Raw genomic sequence first — 18,355 nt, forward strand, 5'->3', positions numbered from 1 at the left:
CAGGGTTTCCCAGGGGGAACGCCCAGGCGGAGTGACAAATTTTGTTTACACTTTCAACTATCATACCATATCCACTTAAGTAATCTGTAAAATTACGGAAGATTTTTGGGAAATTTTTTGTAAATTTTTTGTTTTTGCGATATTTACACCTAAGTATTTTTGGCCTGATAATCCGATCATAAAGACAAGTAGATCGCTAGGGATTTAGCTAAGTAGTTTCTTGAACTAAAATGAGAGGTGGCAGCACCCTACGGATATTTCCAGGTTTCTAGACTCCGAGTTTTATCGGCTCATATGTGAGAAATCATCGAGGAGAAGGCAAACGGCTTGCAGTTCGCCAGAGCAAAAACTAGAAGGCAAACGGCTTACACAAAAAACTGATCGATAAAATACAAGGAGCCTACTAGATAAAAATACTGAGAAAAATTTGCTATATTCAAATTTGTCACTCTTGTTTAAAAAATCTAGGACAAATAAATTGCCACCCTTCCCAGGAGGGTTTTTTGTTGGTTGTTGTTGGGTAGGGATTCTTTGGGTAGGGATTCTTTGGGTAGGGATTCTTTGGGTAGGGATTCTTTGGTTGTTAATTCTCAATTAATAACCAGTTACCAATAAATTATAAACAATAACATAAAAATAATTTACGGCGGGGCTAAATCTGCCCTATTTTCTGCTCTATTTAAAGAGTAGGATGAGTGATAGAAAAAATAAGTGACTTTAAGTGTAACTGTGGATACCCTGTTGTACTGGATAGGTAAAATTCAGCCATCAGAACGATCGCTGGTGGGAGATCGGGCGTTTTATTTGAGTCAACAAGCCCAAGTTGGACGGGCGGTGATTCCGGGGTTTGCGATCGCCGCCCCAGCATTACGAGAATTTTTAGCCACTAATAAATGGTCAGAACCACTGATAGGGGAACTCCTCACCTCAATGCTGCATATTAATGTGGATAATGTACAGCAGTTAAAAGGATTGGCTTCACATATTCGCCAAGAACTTTGCGAGGCTGAGTTACCAGAAACATGGGTCGATACCTTAGAAGTTGCGGCAGATCAATTAAATTCACCTGTGTTAATCTTTCGTCCTTGTTTGGTTGAACGAGTGATATCTAGAGGTGCTGAATATACCCAGAATTTTTCTCAGATTTCTGGATTGCTAGAAAGTCGGGTTTGCCGGAATAACCGATATTCTTTGAGTCGAGTATGGAAAGAAACTTGGGCGGAATTATTTAGCGCTCGGAGTTTATTTTATTGGCAAAAGTCGGGAATTTGTTTACAACAGTTAGATTTGGCGATTTTGGTTCAGCCGGTATGGAATGCGATCGCCGCTGGCAGTTTGGAAACCCGATCGGATATTTGGGAGATTAAAGGAACTTGGGGGTTAGGAATGTCGATTCCTGCGGGGAAAACGGTTGCGGATTATTACCAAGTGAATCCCATCACGGGCAGAGTCCAACAACAAACTTTAGGCAATAAGCTGATTGCTTATCATGTTCCGGTGAATCAAATCCCACCAAAGAGTTTCATAGAATATGCGCTGGCCAAAAACAGCCATGACCACTCATCAGATTTGCCTTGGGAAATGGAGGTTTCGGTGGCTACGAATCTGGACTTTTGCCAATTTATTCAGCCGTTGATGCTGGATGAAGCACAACAGCAACAGTATGCCTTGCCAGAACCATTCCTCTCAGAGTTAATTGGGTTCACGGAAACTCTGGTTGCCGATTTGGGCGAGCGCGTAGTTTGGGAATGGATTGTTTGTCCAGGCCAAAAAATAGAAATTAACACGAGTGCTGATTTTAATTATCAGAAATGGCCTAGTCTGCAACTGTATTTAAGTCAAGTGATCAGCTGGGATAGCACACCAAAGCCCTACCCAAATAATGTCCCAAATAATGTCCCAAATAATTTGGCAGATCAAGGGGAAAATATACGGGATAATCTGGCAAATTTTAGTGAAAATCATCCTTGGTTGCTGGGAGTAGGGGCATCTCCTGGAGAAGCGATCGCCCCGGCATTTGTGATTAGTGATTACGGTCAACTGCCAACCACTATCCCGCCCAAAAGTATGATTGTCGCCAAAACAATAAATGTGGATGCGCTTTTTTGTTTAAAAGAAGCCGCTGGAGTGATTGCCGAACAGGGGGGAATGACTTCTCATGCGGCAATCCTAGCCAGAGAATTAGGTATTCCTGCGGTGGTTGGGGTCATCGGTGCCACCAAAAAAATTAGGTCGGGTCAATTGTTATTGATTAATGGAGATCGAGGGAAAGTTTTCCAGATGCAATCCCAAATTTCCGAAGTTAAAAAAACTCTTAATCAACTTCCCCAAAAAACACCTGTGTCTATGAATTCAGATCCTTATAGTCTGCCAATGAGTTTACCCAACAATCCTGTATATAATAATTATGCCTATAATAATTCTGGATCTAATTCTGCATATAACTCTGCCTATTTTGAAGCAATTGTCACTCAAATTATGGTAAATTTGAGTCAAGTAAAATCTCTGGAAAAAATCGACAATTTGCCGGTAGATGGCGTCGGATTGTTGCGTTCGGAACTGATGATTTTAGATATTGTTGGCCCGCAAAACCCGCAAAATTGGATCGAAGCGGGACATCAGCAAGAATTTATTGATTTAATGAGCGATGCAGTGACGAAAATTGCCCGATATTTTTTCCCCCGTCCAGTTTTTTATCGATCTTGCGATCTACGTGCCGATGAATATCTCGGACCGGAAGAAAGAAATCCAGCCCTGGGGGTACATGGAACATTTAGTTATTTGCTTGATTCCAGTTTATTTGAATTAGAATTAGCGGTACTGGATCGAGTGCAAAATGATGGTTACACTAATATTAATTTAATCTTGCCGTTTGTGCGAAGTGTTGAAGAGTTTGTATTTTGCCGTCAAAAAGTGGAACAAACTGGACTGACTCGGGTGAATAGTTTTCAACTCTGGATTATGGCTGAAGTCCCTTCGGTATTATTTTTATTACAGGACTATGTTAAAGCGGGGGTTCAAGGGATTGCGATCGGCACGAATGATTTAACTCAGTTGTTACTAGGTTCAGACCGCAACCATCCCCAGTTTCAACATATCTTTGAAACCCCTCATCCGGCAGTGAAAGAAGCAATTCGGCAGTTAATTACTCTGACGAAATCGTTCAATATTCCTTGTTCTATTTGCGGTCAAGCGGTGGTGATGGATCCAAGATTTATCGATGATTTGGTGCGCTGGGGGGTGACGGGAATTTCGGTGGAACCGACTTCATTTGAAACGACTTATCGAGCGATCGCCCGTTCAGAAAAAAGACTGCTTTTAGAAGCAGCCCGTCGCGAATGATACTCTTTGAATTCTTAAGTATATTCTCAGATTATCCCCAGATGTGATCTATAGTTTATTTGCCCAGGGTTAGGGGTGATTGATCAATTGCCCCTTATTTAGGCGATACGGTTCAATGTTTTTGATTTTCTAACAAAAACTGGGAATTAATCTTTTTTCGATGATGACTCAGTTGTTGAACCCCTAAAGTCAGCCACTTCATTAACCAGTATAAGGCAGAAATTACCAGAAAGGTAATTACCATTACCAGTACGGGACGTTTGGCGATTAACTCTTCCATGACGCTGTTGATTAAAGTGTGGGTGTTGGTGATAATGTCCCAACTATTAAACCGGAGAAATCGGCCTAGATAAATAGCGATCGCACTCAAACCATGTATAATCACTTCAGCGAAGAAAATCAATCGTCCCCACCCTTGGCCCTGCATATATTCTCCCAGGTGCATTAAGGAGAGGACATAAGCTTGGAAACCGACAATCATAAAGATTAAATATAAAGGAATCAACGCCAAAGTAATAATCCAAACGGAATAGCCTTCGCGAATATCGTCAATTAAATGAATGATATCGGTTAAGACATAAGGAGCATTGGGTAAAAAACTGATAAAAATTAAAAAGCCTAACCACCAAGTTAGGGAACGGGAATGCGATCGCTTAATCACCCAAATATCCACGATCATTAGACCAACGGTGAGCAACAATGTACCAAGTAAATAGGGCATTCCTAAATCGGGAATCAGGTGACGGAGAAACCATGCCACAAGTCGCGCATTGGGGAAAAAAGTTAGACCCATCAGCAAACAAACTGCCCAGGGAAACCAGCGGGATGTGCTTGGTTTAAATAAGCAAAAACTTAACCCTAACGGGACTAAGGCTAAAAAAGTATTCCAAGTCATCCAGCGACTATTACTTAACATCGCTTGAGATGCGTAATCTATCCAAGTTAAACCTTGATCGAGCATAGAGAGTTCCTCTCTTTAATTATTGTCAAAAATTGTCAAAATACGTTCAAACCATAGACACAGGTTCAGAAACCAGATTTATTGACCCAAAGACAGATTTGGTGCCAAATTTTGGTTGGGCTTTGGGCAATTTCCTTGATCTAACTCCCAGCTTATCCCCTATCTGATTTCTACGGTAACAAGGCTCAAATACATCGTCCAGATCCATCGTGCATATATAGTATTGATTCATTTGCTTCTTGCTTAACTTCAGCCACGCTCCGGAAAATTTCGCAAAATTGACTATTGAAATTCAGTTTTGAATTTTACCCAATGCGGTATTAATCAGGGCTGGAGATTTTATCTGGGGATTTTATGGCGATTTCGTTTTAGTGGTAAAACTAAGATTTCAGGTCTAAATCTGCTGACCAGCAACCTAGTGAGGAAGTCGAAAATATGCCAATGGTCAATTCTACAGATAAAAAATTGGTGTCCGGTTTGGTGTCCGGTTTAATTGTATCTTGTCAAGCACCCGCTGATTCGCCGTTATATGAACCGAAAATCATTGCCGCGATCGCCCATGCGGCAATTCTGCGTGGGGCTTCTGGGGTGCGGATTGATACCCCTGCCCATGTGTCAGCGGTCCGTGAAGAGTTGCAAAAGAATTTTGAGACGCCCTATCCGATTATTGGCTTGTGGAAACAAACGTTGCCAGACTATGAGGTTTATATTACGCCTCGGTTTGCGGATGCAGAGGCGATCGCGGCTGCGGGCGCGGATATTATTGCTATTGATGCTACGGAAAGAAAGCGTCCTCCTGGGGAATCTTTAGCTAGTTTAATTCAGCGAATTCACAATGATTTGGGCAAAATGGTGATGGCGGATGTGGATACTATTGCAGCGGCGATCGCCGCCGAAAAAGCGGGCGCCGATATGGTAGGCACTACCCTTTATGGTTACACCGCCGCCACCAAAAATTTTTCTCCTCCAGGTTTTGACCTGTTAGAGGCAATGGTGACAACTCTCCAGGTGCCGGTGATTTGTGAAGGGGGAATTTCTGCCCCGGCAATGGCGAAAAAAGCCCTAGAAATTGGGGCGGATGCGGTGGTTGTGGGGACGGATATTACGGGCATTGATTTAAAAGTCCAAGCCTATCAAGGGGCGATCGCTCGTGGTTAAACGATCGTTTCACGATCTTCGATCCCCTGGAATGGCTTTTGTCGGCGGGTGCGATCGCCCGGACGCACGAATCTCTGATTATGCTAAAACAATCCTCTGGACTGTAAATTGTCTGTAAAAATATTGTCTGTAAAAATGCTGAGAGGCGATCGCCCATAAGTTTCTCTGAGTAAAGCATCGGATATTGCCACTTATTAGTTCGGTTCTACGAATTTCTTAAGTGTAACAGTTTCGTTAGTCTAGAGTTAGCATTTAAGAATTTTATAAATGCCACCACATTTGAGGGAACTCAATCGGTGGCTTCTCTCGGTGGCTTTAATTCTCTGGATTTAATGGCCTATCCGGAGCTTGATTTAATTAATTGACGATAACATTCTGGGGGTGTTGACTTTTGTATAAGTGGCTATTACCGACCATTAGTGAACTTTTGGCTGCTGCCAATGCGGATATCGCTGGTTCGTTAGATCCAATTTCCGCCGTGAGTTGGGATGTGAATGTCGATCGCGAACGCTGGCTATATCAACAATCAACCAAGGAAGATCGGCGCATCACAGCCCAACAGCAATGGTATGGGGCGATCGCCGCCTTTTCTCGTTTGTTACAACGGGAAGTAGCCACCATAGAAACCGAGAATCATCCTTTACTTAATAAAAAATTCGCGGGGGATCTGCGGAGTCACTCGGTGAATAGCGTGCTGTTATGTAGTGCTTTGCCGGTGGATATCTCCGCAAATTTTTCTCAATATTTTGAACCGTGGAGATTTATTTCTGAAGCACAACTACCGGGGGATGATTCGATGAGCGTTCGCGATAGCGTTGCGGAGCAATATCGCCAATTAGCCCTTCCTCAAATTGTGCGGACACTCACCAACGATCCGTTAAGCGACGAGCAATTTTGTGTCTGGTTAACCAAAGAATTTAGTTTAGTCATGGCCTTGGGACAATCTCCCCAAAATGAACCCATATTTCAGTTTTCTTTTGAGCCGAAAATAGTAGAATTAGCGGTCAAAGCATTGCGATCGCGTGTCACCCTCACGGGCAGTCCAGAAATGGCATCAATGCTAGACAATGATTTAGCCGAATTCGTCCCCTTGATACCGGATTACAAAACGGTGATGCTGTTTAGTCAGCTTGCTTTAAAATATCAAGCGGATTTCGCGGATTTCTCTCCTAAAGTGGCAAGAGCAACGCGGAAACCTTACCAGCTTTTAAGTGGTACTAGCGGCTCGGTGGTTTCTGTTAGTCACCAGGAAGATCGCTTTAGCCAAAAAGTTCAGCAAAAATCTCTGACTATGCCCTCCGGTGATGGAAAAACTACCATTAAAACCTTAAAAAATCACTCTTATAATGCCACTTCTAAACATATTTTAGCAAAACTTTCGGCCACGGGAGATAAAAATTTGCGGAATCAAACCCCAAATCAATCTCCTAGTTTGGATGTGGAATTGTTACAGGCGATCGCCCATGAAGTCCGCACCCCTTTAACCACCATTCGCACCCTGACGCGGTTGTTATTAAAACGGCGTAATTTAGATGCGGATATTATTAAGCGATTAGAAAGTATTGACCGCGAATGTAGCGAGCAAATTGACCGTTTTAGTTTAATTTTCCGGGCAGTAGAATTAGAAACCTGTGAAAAAACCCGATCCCTGTTACAACTGACTTCAACTTCTTTAGCAGATGTCTTTAACCATTGTATTCCCCGGTGGCAAAAACAAGCCAGCCGCAGAAATTTAAATTTAGAGGTAATTTTACCGCCGAAAATGCCCCCAGTTGTCACCGACCCCACTATGCTGGATCAAGTGCTTACGGGTGCTTTAGAAAACTTCATTTCTTCCGTTTCCGGAGGCAGTGATGTGCAGGTGAAAGTGATGCTGGCTGGAAATCAATTAAAAATGCAGTTACATTCAGAAATTAAAGCGGATAAATGGGATCCTAGTTCTGCGACTACTCCCCCACTTAAGTCGATTGGTCAATTACTGATGTTTCAGCCTGAAACTGGCAATATTAGCCTTAATTTAAGTACCACCAAAAATCTATTTCAAGCCCTGGGTGCGAAGTTAATCGTCAGAAAGCGATCGCACCAAGGTCAAGTGCTAACTATCTTTTTACCCTTAGAAGCTTAGATATTTTGGTTTTCTCTTTTTACCACAAAGACACAAAGAACACAAAGAGATAAATCCCTCTGTGTTCTTTGTGTCTTTGTGGTTAGGAACAAATCGCGGATTATTTGCTAAACAATAGCAAATTTTTCCTCTGCGATCGCCTTTGTTAACCGATGATGATCCGTGTAAATTGACCAAAAAAATTACCCACTTCTAACCAGTGTTGCTATCCGTCAAGGTAAGTCTATTAAAGAATTAGCTACAGAGGCGATCGATGTTTATTTAGAACCGTTGGGGAAATATAATGTGTTTGACATTTTTTTACCACAGAGACACAGAGAACACGGAGGGCATATCTTTGTGTCCTTTGTGTCTTTGTGGTGTAAAAAAAATTACAATTCTTGACCAAAATAAAAAGAAGTATCGTTAGTAAATTACAGTAATAAGAATGCCACTATTCTTAATCTCCCCAACTTGGTTAATCACCTCCGAAAGTGATCTTTTGCATATGCGAGTAATTTACCGTTTTTCAGCGCCACCCAACAACCGCGATACTCAGCCCGGTGTTCCTTAATCCAGTCGATATCTGCCTGGACATCTTGATTTGGATCGCGGGGAACCGTTTTCAATTTCGGATGGGCGAGAATATACTCATATTTTTTAATTCTGCATGGTCTGGAAAATGCTTTAATGTTTCCACGGCAATTTCCCAAGCGCCATGCAAATTGCCCCGTGTGATTTCTATATCGGCTTGTTTGATGAAGTCTTCCGCTATTTTATGGGTCATATTTGTTAATGGTTTTTTTGATAATTTTATTTTACAACATTTTTGATTTTAACCACAAAGACACAAAGGACACAAAGAGATAAATTGCTGAGTCAGGGCGAAGCATATAGCCTACCCTGATGCCGGTTCGCGTCTACGGCATCGAAATTACCGCGCTGAAATTTTATTGAAGAATCGCCAAGATTGTTCTGGGAATAGGACAGCCCCTACATCCCTCTTTCCAGAGATGCCTTCGCCTATTTGTGACAAAGTGTTGGTAAAATAAAAAAAATACCGACATTTTATCACTAGAGATAGCGGCATTCAATATGGCAAACAATATGACCAATCCTAGTTCAAGACAAGCGATCGAACTTGTCCGAGATGCGGGAATCATGCGATCGCGAGATTTGAGAAAGCACGGGATTCATCCAGAGTCCCTACGGAGACTGGAACAGCAAGGGATGCTGGTTCGCTCGGCTCGTGGCGTCTACACCCTCCCAGAAAACGATCTCACGGAAAATCAGAGCGAAGTTGAAGCTTGTGCGCGGGTATCTCATGGGATAGTTTGTCTGCTTTCTGCACTCCGGTTTCATGGACTGACCACCCAAGCTCCTTTTGAGGTTTGGATGGCGATCGCCAACAAAGCACGCCCGCCAAAAGACGATATTCTGCCTCTGCGAATTGTGTATATGTCAGGTAAGGCTTTGACTGAGGGCATTGAGGAGCATTACTGCGCCGGACTGCCTGTGCGGGTGTACGGTGTGGCCAAAACAGTCGTGGATTGTTTTAAATATCGCCACAAAATTGGGATTGACGTAGCGCTTGAAGCCTTGCGCGAATCTTGGTTTACCCATCGCTGCACCATGAATGAACTTTGGCATTATGCTCAAATCTGTCGCGTGACTCGCGTTATCTATCCTTATCTGGAGTCACTGACATGAACCAGAGCAATCAAAATCTAGCCGCTTCAGTTCGTCAAAAGCTGCAAAATTTTTCCCAGCAGCAAAAAGATGACTTTCAATCGGTTCTGACCCGCTATGCTTTGGAGCGGTTTTTGTACCGTTTAAGTCGATCGCCCTATCAAAATCAATTTATTCTCAAAGGTGCATTACTTTTTTTCCTTTGGAGTAACCAAACCCATCGACCTACACGAGACTTAGATTTACTAGGTTATGGCGAGTCAACTGTTTCCTCTTTAGAGGAAATATTTCGGGAGATTTGTCAGATTCCGGTAGAACCAGATGGCCTTGAGTTTAAGCACGAACAAGCGATCGGTTCGCCGATTAAAGAAAAGCAAGAGTATGAAGGAGTCCGAATTAAGTTACCCGCTTTTTTGTCAGGAACTAGGACTCGCATTAATCTTCAGATTGATATTGGCTTTGGTGATGCGGTGACACCAAGGGCAATGGAGGTTGAATTCCCGACAATTCAATCCGTTATTTTGCACTCTTGTCTCTCTTGTCTAATGATCTCCATTACCCCTGGCAATCTTCAATCCCATCCCCGATTTTTCGCATACTCTCTCAACACCGGATTGAGGAAAAATTGAGTGACGCCTTCTCGTTCCTGAATTTCCACAAAAAAGCGTCTGCCGAGGGATTGCATCACATTAAAAAACTCAGCAGGGGAGAATTGTGTTAGTTGTAACAGGTGCAGTAATGTCACGGGTTCGGTTGCAGTGGCAAGTTGGGCGATCGCCTTCTTTTCCGCTACCGTTAATCTATGAAACTTTTGGGCTAATTGCGCCTGCAAAGGTTCCCATACAACCAGGGTTTGATATGTTAAAAACTCTGCCACTCGACCGGCACATAATTCTCGGATTTCGGTCGCGGTTAACTCTAACCAAAGGGGATTACCGTGATAAAGATGGATTAACTGATCCCAGGTTTCTGAATCCGATAAATTTTGCGCTTGTAATATTGCTTTTGCGGCGTCACCTAAACCCCCCAACACCAGCGATCGCACCGGATAGTTTTGCTTTTCCAAGGTGGCGATCGCGATAGGTTTTTCGTCTGCGATCGCCACCACACAACTCTGATGGGTCACTTCGGCGATCATCTTAAAAAATAGCCGATGCTCTTCGTAAACCGATCCATCTTCCCCTGCCAGTTTGCCAGTATGGAAGGGAATCTGCAAATCATCGAGAATAATCAAACAGCGAGACTGAAGTAAATGGGTGAGGAGTTGGGAGATTTGCGTTTCCAGGCGATCGGGAATCTCGGCATCAGGAGAAAATATCTGCAACAGATTGGCGAGAATCGCACCCAGATCCGAGTAAAAGCGCAGACTGCGATAGATGACATACTCGAAGTGATTTTGAATTTGTTCAATCAGATGCAACGCTAGAGTCGTTTTGCCCATCCCACCGAATCCGAGAAGTGCCACCAGACGACAGCGATCGCCAACAATGGCGCGATCGAGGGTCGCGAGTTCCTCCGTTCGTCCGTAAAAATTGAAGATTTCCGGCGCATTTGCTAAGTCAATATGCGCTTGAGTTTGAGTTGGTTGGGGTTGAGGGCGATGGGTAGGCGATCGGCGAGCTTCCGAACAAAGATGAACATTATTAATTGTTACATAATCTCTACCAACTCTACCAATAGCTGCTGATGAATAATTATAAAAATTTGCTTTTTCTAATACCGCTCTAAAATTCGCCTTGCTAACCTCTTTTCCCAACCCCTCCGAAAGCAGTTTCCAGAGATCCGAACCCACATCTCTAACATGACCCTCGCTGGCATAAGTCTCTTCCGCAATTTTCGCGTAAGTCTCACCCTCCAAAGTCCCTTGCAAAATCGCCTCTTGCAGATAGTCCAAATGATTCCCCGTCTGAGTGAAAACTAGCTCATCCGCCAGTTTCAACACTTCCGTGATGTCCATAGATCAAGGATAGTGGTAAAGTTTGAGCTATTATATCCGATCTTTCCGACATTTCCGACAAATCCGATTGAGTTATCGGATCGAATCTCCGATGTTTCCGACTTGGCAGGACGCAGAGTTTCAGAGATGATGTTTGCATAAGGGCTAATCCTGAGCCCCAACAACCACCTCAGCGAAGGAAAAAAACCGTGAGTTACCCAAGATCTGCAAAATACCAAGCTGACCCAAATGGAGATAACTACGTTTGCGGCAGTTGCCAGAGAAGCCAAGATCCTAGAGAAGGGGTACCCTGTATTAAGTGTGGAAAACCAACCGTCACATGGCTACAATCTCAGGGTCAATCCTGGAGTGACGTCTTGAACGAATGGAGAAAGTGGCACGGGTAAATCGAAAGTCAAAAACAGCTATTGTTTGCTGGCTTTAAAACCCAATGAATTGATACAAAAAAATCTTTTGAAGAACGTATGGCTAGATCTCATCCAGTAAAACTTTCTGATATTGAGCAAACATATGGCGTTTTGTCGGACAAGAAGTTGGCAGCACTGAAACAAGGTCAAACACCTTCTGGCCCAATAGTTCTTGATAGAAGCCAAAAACCGTATAAAGTTATTGATGGACGTCATCGAATTCACCTAGCTCGTCAAAATGGAAAACAGATAATTGAAGCTTGTTTTTCCGATGAAATGTAATTCTATCAACTTCTATCCTGATATTGCTACGTTAACATGAGTGACATCGAAGTAAAAAAATTTTGTCACGAAAAGATGCTGGCATTTTAAAAGTATCAGGTTCATTCCAGAATCAGTAAGGTATTGAACCTGATCACTCCGCAACGGGTAGTTTTATAGGCGTTAATTAAAGCCAGTTTTATTGAAAATCCCAGAAAATTCAACGATTCAAAAAAGTTAATAAAATAAAATAAATATAGTGATGTCAGTTTACCTACCGATCGCTCCGCTAAAAGGCTCACAGCCTTCTTTAGTCTACTCCATTGAATCGAGAACCCCTATTATATGAGATATTTGAGTGTAATTAAAAGAAAGCTTTTTAAGTGGTTCCTGTTTTTGCGAGAAAAACTAACGGCTACTTGGAATCCAGAAAAAAAATACTTCCTTAACGATGATTATCCACTAATTAAGAACGACGTTCCATTGAATAGCAATTTTAATATAGACTATACAGTTTTACGGGATTTGCTTGCAAGTGGAAAGTGGAGAGCAGCTAATGATGAAACTAACAGAATTGTGGGTAGAATAGCCTGGTTGAATCGGAGAAGAGAAGGAGGATCGGGACGTTACTTTGGAAATCCTAACATGACACATCTAGACAGAATCGATACCTTTTACTTTCCTAGGTCTGATCTTCATACTATTGATCGATTATGGGTCAAGTTCAGTAGAGGACGCTTTGGCTTCAGCGTACAAAAGAGAATTTGGCTAAGTATGGGGGGTGAAATAAAACAAGCTATTAAAAGTTATAGCCTTCAGCAATATTATTTAGGTGTGAATTTTGAAAAGAAATTACAACAATATGAAGTAATATACGATCGAATAACTTTCGATATTAAGGCTTGTCCGGGACATCTCCCTGCTTTGGCAGAGCTTTTCTTGGGCAATGACAATCAAAGCAATCCGCATATCTACACTGAAAAAATATTGAGTCATTTCCAACTACAATATTTTTTTCATCAACTTTAGCCTCTACTATAGCAGTCCTAAATCAGTTGTGGTAAAACTCCATAATAATTTTGGTAAAATCCACGGCAATTTCCCAAGCCCCATGCAAATTGCCCCGTGTGATTTCTAAATCGGCTTGTTTGATGAAGTCTTCCGCTATTTTATGGGTCATATTTGTTAATGGTTTTTTTGATAATTTTATTTGACAACATTTTTGATTTTAACCACAAAGACACAAAGAACACAAAGAGATAAATGGTTTAGTCAGGGCGAAGCATATAGCCTACCCTGATGCCGCTTCGCGTCTACGGCATCGAAATTACCACAAGGATTTTTAAGTAGGTGGGCAGAAATAAATGCACCATAGACCCCATTAAAATAAAAACTGTCATTCCCGCGAAGGCGGGAATCCACGGATTTACGGCGGGGAACGAAAAGTGCAATTAATTATCTTCACCTACTTACATTTTACCACAGAGACACAGAGAACACGGAGGGCATATCTTTGTGTCCTTTGTGTCTTTGTGGTTCGCAAAAAATCGCTGATTACTCGCTAACCAAAGCCAACTTTTCCTCTAAGGCTGCCCGGGCTTGTTCGCGATCGTCAAAATGGATTTTTTCGGTGCCCAAAATTTGATAATCTTCGTGCCCTTTTCCCGCAATTACGATGCCATCACCGGGTTTTGCTTCCATAATTGCCCGACGAATGGCTTCAGCCCGATCGCAGATTACTAGAGGTGAAGTTTCTGGATCAATTCCTGCTAGGATATCTTCTAAAATTTTCTCTGGATCTTCGGTCCGAGGATTGTCGGAAGTCACCACCGCTTTATCAGAAAGACGGGCAGCAATTCCTCCCATTAAAGGCCGTTTGGTGCGATCGCGATCGCCCCCGCAACCAAACACACAAATTAAATCACCGGACACAAAGGGACGGGTAGCTTTGAGGACATTTTCCAAACTATCAGGAGTATGGGCATAGTCCACAATTACCGTTAAATCTTGATCGGGGGTAATTTGCACTTTTTCCATGCGTCCGGGGACTCCGGTAAAGTTGGGTAATGCCGCCACAATTTCCGACAATTCCAAACCTAAATGTAAAGCTGCCCCTACTGCCGCCAACATATTGGACACATTATATTTACCCACTAACGGCAAGGAGAAATCCGCATTACCAACGGGAGTATGTAACAAGCCTGTAACACCGGATGGACTGTAGGTTACGTCAGCAGTCCACAAGTCCGCGCTACTATCTTCTATGCTATAAGTCCAGTATTTTTCTTTGGGGAGGCGATCACACAACCGTTTCCCATAGTCGTCATCAATATTAATCACCGCCCGACCTTGGAGATAGCGATCGCTAAACAGCAGGGCCTTTGCCTCAAAATAGTCCTCCATCGTCTTATGGTAATCCAAGTGATCCTGAGTCAAATTGGTAAACACCGCCACTTCAAACCCACAACCGAGAACTCGTCCCTGGTCCAACGAGTGAGAACTCACCTCCATCACCGCAAACTTTGCCCCCGCTTTCACTGCTGCGGATAGTTGTTCTTGCAATTCCACACTAAACGGAGTCGTATGCACCGCCACTTGGGAAAATCCGGGCCAGCGAGTGTAAAGAGTTCCCAGCAAAGCGACGGGATATTGATTCAGCAAATATTCAATTAAATGAGTCGTGGTGGTTTTGCCATTAGTCCCCGTCACCCCCACCATAGACAACTGTTTTGCCGGATAGCCATAAAAAGCCGCCGCCAAATCAGCACAAGTTTGGGTCATATCCGTCACCGAAATCACCGGATCCGTGGCGGTTTCTGGGGGTTGTTTTTGGGCGGCTTCCTGGGTGATGACTGCCGCAACCGCCCCAGAAGCGATCGCTGACGGCCAAAACGTCCCCCCATCCACTCGTGTTCCTGGCATCCCAATAAACAAGTCTCCAGGCTTACAAGCATGGGAATTGGTACTTAAACCCGTCACTTCTCGATCCAAAACCGCCTCAGCAGGCTGATGGGAAATATTCGATACCTGGGCTAACAAATCGCGTAACTTCATTTTTCTTACTCCTCACAGCGATCGGGCTGTTACAAATGAATAGTTACAGATTTTATCCACAAATATCTGGATTGCCTAGTTAACCCCAGACTCAGAAACCGGGTTTCTTTGGAAAATCTTTGCGGAAAAACAGAAATGCTGCTAAAAACCCGGTTTCTTTGCCCCCACCCCAGACTCAGAAACCGGGTTTCTTTGGAAAATCTTTGCGGAAAAACAGAGTTGCTGCTAGAAACCCGGTTTCTTTGCCCCCATTCGGCATCCTTAAATCAACTCCGATAGACATCCCGACGATGCTTGACGCGCACAATCCGAACCACCCTTTCGGAATCATCAATTTCATAAACTACACGATAATCACCGATGCGAATTCGATAGAGATTATCGTCCCCCTTCAATTTTACCACTCCGGGCGGACGGGGGTCAAAACTCAGGCTATCGATCGCCTCCCCAATGTCTAACTGGAGATTGATATCAAGCGATCGCAGTTCCTTAGCCGCCGACTTCTTAAACCGGACAGCATACCCTTCATTTGCCATAAGCTTCTGCCTGGATTTCTTGTTTTAACTCCTCCCAAGACACCTCTTCCTCATGCTCACGAGTATGAGCCACCAACACATCATAGAAATCTTCCCATAGCTCACCCCACTCAGCCAAATCAATTAATACAGCCTGTTTTTCTCCAGCTTCATTCACAACAAATTGAATCCCTTTCATCACCTTTTTTCCTGAGTAATTGAGTTCAAGGTACAGCCGAGTTAATTTTGATATGGGATAGCCCGGTAATCTTCCCTTACCCTATCCAGAATCATATTACTATCCACGAGGAAATTCGTCATTCCTCACCCCGCGTTAAATTCAGAATCTCATCAGTGGTTATATCACCTGTGGCTTTTCCCCGCAAACTGGCGATTTTGCTCCTTTGGGCGAGGTATTTTGATACCGCCAAGCTAAAAAGTCTAATAATATTTTAGCTTTTTCCAGGGCGGGTTGGGGTAGATTGCGAAGGATAGCTAAGATTTCAGTTTCCGTGGTTAGCATGGTGCAACAACTTCAGGATAGCATTCCCATTTTACCCCATCCCCGCATCTCAGCCCCGCATCCCAGAAACCGGGTTTCTTTCCTAAACCTTTGCTGAGAAACAGAGATGCTGGTAGAAACCCGGTTTCTTTCCCCCAACGAGACTCAGAAATCTCTCAGAAACCGGGTTTCTTGCTTAAATTTTTGTGAAGAAACAGAGATGCTACTAAAAACCCTGTTTCTTTTTCCAGACTTTTTCCCCCTTTCCCCTACCAAAGTAGTATAATCAAAGAAATTCCAAAGTTGAGGTAAATAATGAGTCCTCTCCTAGAAAAAGTCTTAGCAGAAGTCACCCAACTCGATCGCCAAGAGCAGTTGCAACTTGTTTCCTACTTAATTACCGAGTGGCAACAACAGCCGAACCTATTTGTAGACCAAAAAATCAGCCGTAAAAATTTATTTGGTTGTATGCAGGGCAAAATAAAAATTGCCGAAGACTTTGACGCCCCCCTCAATGATTTTGCTGAGTATATGTAATGCGCTTATTATTAGATACACATATTTTTATTTGGCTGATAGAAGGCAACCCAAATCTTAGCCAAGCCGCAAGGGAAGCGATCGAGGATGAAAGCAACACTTTGCATCTAAGTATTGTTAGCCTCTGGGAAATAACCATTAAAACCAGCCTCGGTAAACTCGATCTGGCAATTCCACTCGAACAAATTGTCATCAACTTTATCCTTCCCAGCGGTATTCAAATTATCCCCATTCATCTGCCGCACTTATTGATATTACAAAAGTTACCCTTCCATCATCGAGATCCGTTCGATCGATTATTGATTGCCCAAGCCAAATCTGAAGGTTTAACCTTGGTATCAGAAGATGGTACGTTTGAGCAATATGAAGTAAAAATACTTTCGTAGTTCATCTCACCCCACCCCCCACCGCGACTCAGAAACTTTCCATAAACCACTCAGAAACCGGGTTTCTTGCTTAAATTTTGTAAAGGAATAGAGATGCTGCTAGAAACCCGGTTTCTTTACCCCACAGACGCTAAAAAAATCTTAATTTACCGGGGCTGTTTGGTCTTTTTGCACAAGAGAATCAAGGTATTCTTCCAGTTGTTTTTGTCGGTGTTTTGACAGGTTGCGAAATTTACTTAAAATTGCTTCCTCTCTCAAATAGTCACTCAGGGGCATAATCTGTGATGCCGTCACTTCAATGGTAATTTGAGGAACATCAAACCCTTCTAAACTATACCCATCTTCTTGGGACTCTGGGTTATGATAATGTTCAACAATCGTGGCAATATCGCCCCGTTTGAGATGATATTGGGGTAAGTCTTCAGTGAGGGCTACTTGGGAAAATAGAGGATATTGAGGTTTCATTCATTTTCTCCTTTGTCGGGGACTAGGGTTACAAATCGGGTTTCATTACTATTGGTCATTTATATTGATAAAAATCCCAGAAACCGGGTTTCTTTAGAAAATCTTTGTGAAGAAACAGAGATGCTGGTAGAAACCCGGTTTCTTTGACCCCCACCGCGACTCAAAAACCTCCCAGAAACCGGGTTTCTTGCTTAAATCTTTGTGTAGAAACAGAGATATGGGTAGAAACCCGGTTTCTTTCCCCAAACCCAAAATTCATAAATTGTTTAGCCTCTCAGTTTCATCCTCAGAAACCGCTTGCAAAACATCATAATACAGAGATTCATTAACCCAGTATTGGGCTTCTGTCATCATTGCATCTAACAGGGGTTTAACCTGGGGGATAATCCGGTTTTGTTTCCCTAAAATCAAAATTCCTAAAGTGCCAATTACATTTAATCCTAACTCTTGCGCCACTTTTCTGGCTCTTCTTTCATCCAATACAACCCTGGCTTTTTGTTCACTCAGTGCTAAAGCGATCGCCTCCCTTTCTCCAGCATCTAATTCTAAAGAGATCGATTCTGACATCTCCTCCACTAGCTTAACTTTAAGCCAACCTGCTTTAATCCCATTAACAATGGTTTCAGAGTTAGGAAATCCTGATTCAACGGTTTCCGAGTAAACCGCTTTGGGAATGACTATCTCAGTAAACAGAGATTTTAAGATATCTAAGCGACCAATACTGGCAAAGTTAATCAACGGTGTAGCATTACAAATGATTTTCACTATCCCACAATCCTGATTTAATTTCTTCTATATCCTCTGCTAAATCATTTTTATCGTATTGGCGATCGATATGATTTTCTCCCAACAGTTTTTGAAATTCCCACACGGAATAATTCAACAAACGACGTGCTTGCCCAAACGTAAATATATTGTTTTCATAAAGCTGCATGGCAATTTGTTCCAAAACTGCCGTCTCACCTTGCTCAATTAATTCGATGGGAATTTGTATATTAATAGCTTGCATCTATCATC

General features: G+C 42.8%; 20 protein-coding genes. 10 read left to right on the plus strand and 10 right to left on the minus strand.

The window, feature by feature from the left end:
- The first annotated feature begins 711 nt into the window (after positions 1–711).
- The gene (locus ABWT76_RS24750) at positions 712–3,342 is read left to right on the plus strand and encodes a putative PEP-binding protein (RefSeq protein ID WP_082348679.1); all 2,631 of its coding nucleotides are present in this window, start codon (positions 712–714) and stop codon (positions 3,340–3,342) included.
- A 112-nt stretch (positions 3,343–3,454) separates the two neighbouring features.
- Here the strand turns inward: ABWT76_RS24750 and ABWT76_RS24755 are convergent, their stop codons facing one another.
- The gene (locus ABWT76_RS24755) at positions 3,455–4,303 is read right to left on the minus strand and encodes a DUF1361 domain-containing protein (protein WP_054464063.1); all 849 of its coding nucleotides are present in this window, start codon (positions 4,301–4,303) and stop codon (positions 3,455–3,457) included.
- A 441-nt stretch (positions 4,304–4,744) separates the two neighbouring features.
- Here ABWT76_RS24755 and ABWT76_RS24760 point away from each other — a divergent pair, with 441 nt between their 5' ends.
- Positions 4,745–5,461, plus strand: coding sequence for a putative N-acetylmannosamine-6-phosphate 2-epimerase (locus ABWT76_RS24760; RefSeq protein ID WP_054464258.1), 717 nt, complete (start codon positions 4,745–4,747; stop codon positions 5,459–5,461).
- Positions 5,462–5,852: 391 nt separating this feature from the next.
- The gene (locus tag ABWT76_RS24765) at positions 5,853–7,586 is read left to right on the plus strand and encodes a HAMP domain-containing sensor histidine kinase (protein ID WP_054464062.1); all 1,734 of its coding nucleotides are present in this window, start codon (positions 5,853–5,855) and stop codon (positions 7,584–7,586) included.
- A 604-nt stretch (positions 7,587–8,190) separates the two neighbouring features.
- Here ABWT76_RS24765 and ABWT76_RS24770 read toward each other — a convergent pair.
- Entirely contained in the window at positions 8,191–8,352 is a 162-nt protein-coding gene (locus ABWT76_RS24770; protein WP_156331420.1) for a hypothetical protein, read from the minus strand.
- Between the two features lie 308 nt (positions 8,353–8,660).
- Here ABWT76_RS24770 and ABWT76_RS24775 point away from each other — a divergent pair, with 308 nt between their 5' ends.
- Complete coding sequence (locus ABWT76_RS24775) at positions 8,661–9,275, plus strand: type IV toxin-antitoxin system AbiEi family antitoxin domain-containing protein (protein ID WP_231636504.1); 615 nt, start codon at positions 8,661–8,663, stop codon at positions 9,273–9,275.
- Positions 9,272–9,883 carry a nucleotidyl transferase AbiEii/AbiGii toxin family protein gene (locus tag ABWT76_RS24780; protein ID WP_082348678.1) on the plus strand — a complete coding sequence of 204 codons (612 nt, stop codon included), beginning with the start codon at positions 9,272–9,274 and terminating at the stop codon, positions 9,881–9,883. Before ABWT76_RS24775 ends, ABWT76_RS24780 begins: the two co-directional genes overlap by 4 nt.
- On the opposite strand, the gene ABWT76_RS24785 is transcribed toward ABWT76_RS24780, so the two are convergent.
- Positions 9,826–11,211: an ATP-binding protein gene (locus tag ABWT76_RS24785; RefSeq protein WP_354635100.1), complete on the minus strand. Its 1,386-nt coding sequence runs from the start codon at positions 11,209–11,211 to the stop codon at positions 9,826–9,828. The two genes, ABWT76_RS24780 and ABWT76_RS24785, sit on opposite strands and share 58 nt — an antisense overlap.
- 464 nt (positions 11,212–11,675) lie before the next feature.
- Between ABWT76_RS24785 and ABWT76_RS24790 the strand changes: the two genes are divergently transcribed.
- Both ABWT76_RS24790 and ABWT76_RS24795 read left to right on the plus strand, forming a co-directional pair.
- Positions 11,676–11,900: a hypothetical protein gene (locus ABWT76_RS24790; RefSeq protein ID WP_354635101.1), complete on the plus strand. Its 225-nt coding sequence runs from the start codon at positions 11,676–11,678 to the stop codon at positions 11,898–11,900.
- Positions 11,901–12,233: 333 nt separating this feature from the next.
- Positions 12,234–12,908: a GUN4 domain-containing protein gene (locus tag ABWT76_RS24795; RefSeq protein ID WP_354635102.1), complete on the plus strand. Its 675-nt coding sequence runs from the start codon at positions 12,234–12,236 to the stop codon at positions 12,906–12,908.
- 22 nt (positions 12,909–12,930) lie between these two features.
- Here ABWT76_RS24795 and ABWT76_RS24800 read toward each other — a convergent pair whose 3' ends face one another.
- Both ABWT76_RS24800 and ABWT76_RS24805 read right to left on the minus strand, forming a co-directional pair.
- Positions 12,931–13,059 carry a hypothetical protein gene (locus ABWT76_RS24800; RefSeq protein WP_354635103.1) on the minus strand — a complete coding sequence of 43 codons (129 nt, stop codon included), beginning with the start codon at positions 13,057–13,059 and terminating at the stop codon, positions 12,931–12,933.
- Between the two features lie 374 nt (positions 13,060–13,433).
- Positions 13,434–14,933, minus strand: coding sequence for a UDP-N-acetylmuramoyl-L-alanyl-D-glutamate--2,6-diaminopimelate ligase (locus tag ABWT76_RS24805; protein ID WP_354635104.1), 1,500 nt, complete (start codon positions 14,931–14,933; stop codon positions 13,434–13,436).
- A 135-nt stretch (positions 14,934–15,068) separates the two neighbouring features.
- Here ABWT76_RS24805 and ABWT76_RS24810 point away from each other — a divergent pair, with 135 nt between their 5' ends.
- Positions 15,069–15,212: a hypothetical protein gene (locus ABWT76_RS24810; protein WP_354635105.1), complete on the plus strand. Its 144-nt coding sequence runs from the start codon at positions 15,069–15,071 to the stop codon at positions 15,210–15,212.
- Here the strand turns inward: ABWT76_RS24810 and ABWT76_RS24815 are convergent.
- Together ABWT76_RS24815 and ABWT76_RS24820 are read right to left on the minus strand one after the other, a co-directional pair.
- Entirely contained in the window at positions 15,200–15,469 is a 270-nt protein-coding gene (locus tag ABWT76_RS24815) for a type II toxin-antitoxin system RelE/ParE family toxin (RefSeq protein ID WP_054464056.1), read from the minus strand. The two genes, ABWT76_RS24810 and ABWT76_RS24815, sit on opposite strands and share 13 nt — an antisense overlap.
- Positions 15,459–15,647 carry a hypothetical protein gene (locus ABWT76_RS24820; RefSeq protein ID WP_054464055.1) on the minus strand — a complete coding sequence of 63 codons (189 nt, stop codon included), beginning with the start codon at positions 15,645–15,647 and terminating at the stop codon, positions 15,459–15,461. Before ABWT76_RS24820 ends, ABWT76_RS24815 begins: the two co-directional genes overlap by 11 nt.
- Before the next feature lie 618 nt (positions 15,648–16,265).
- Between ABWT76_RS24820 and ABWT76_RS24825 the strand changes: the two genes are divergently transcribed.
- Entirely contained in the window at positions 16,266–16,487 is a 222-nt protein-coding gene (locus tag ABWT76_RS24825) for a DUF2281 domain-containing protein (RefSeq protein ID WP_354635106.1), read from the plus strand.
- Positions 16,487–16,873, plus strand: a complete 387-nt coding sequence (locus ABWT76_RS24830) for a type II toxin-antitoxin system VapC family toxin (RefSeq protein ID WP_354635107.1) — start codon at positions 16,487–16,489, stop codon at positions 16,871–16,873. The genes ABWT76_RS24825 and ABWT76_RS24830 overlap by 1 nt, the downstream gene beginning before the upstream one ends.
- Positions 16,874–17,014: 141 nt before the next feature.
- Here ABWT76_RS24830 and ABWT76_RS24835 read toward each other — a convergent pair whose 3' ends face one another.
- From ABWT76_RS24835 to ABWT76_RS24845, 3 genes are all read right to left on the minus strand, one after another.
- Positions 17,015–17,338: a DUF4926 domain-containing protein gene (locus tag ABWT76_RS24835; RefSeq protein ID WP_354635108.1), complete on the minus strand. Its 324-nt coding sequence runs from the start codon at positions 17,336–17,338 to the stop codon at positions 17,015–17,017.
- A gap of 255 nt (positions 17,339–17,593) precedes the next feature.
- The gene (locus ABWT76_RS24840) at positions 17,594–18,103 is read right to left on the minus strand and encodes a DUF3368 domain-containing protein (protein ID WP_054464054.1); all 510 of its coding nucleotides are present in this window, start codon (positions 18,101–18,103) and stop codon (positions 17,594–17,596) included.
- Positions 18,087–18,347, minus strand: coding sequence for a UPF0175 family protein (locus ABWT76_RS24845; protein ID WP_054464053.1), 261 nt, complete (start codon positions 18,345–18,347; stop codon positions 18,087–18,089). Before ABWT76_RS24845 ends, ABWT76_RS24840 begins: the two co-directional genes overlap by 17 nt.
- Positions 18,348–18,355: the final 8 nt, after the last annotated feature.

It is taken from the genome of Planktothricoides raciborskii GIHE-MW2 (assembly GCF_040564635.1).
Taxonomy (GTDB): domain Bacteria; phylum Cyanobacteriota; class Cyanobacteriia; order Cyanobacteriales; family Laspinemataceae; genus Planktothricoides; species Planktothricoides raciborskii.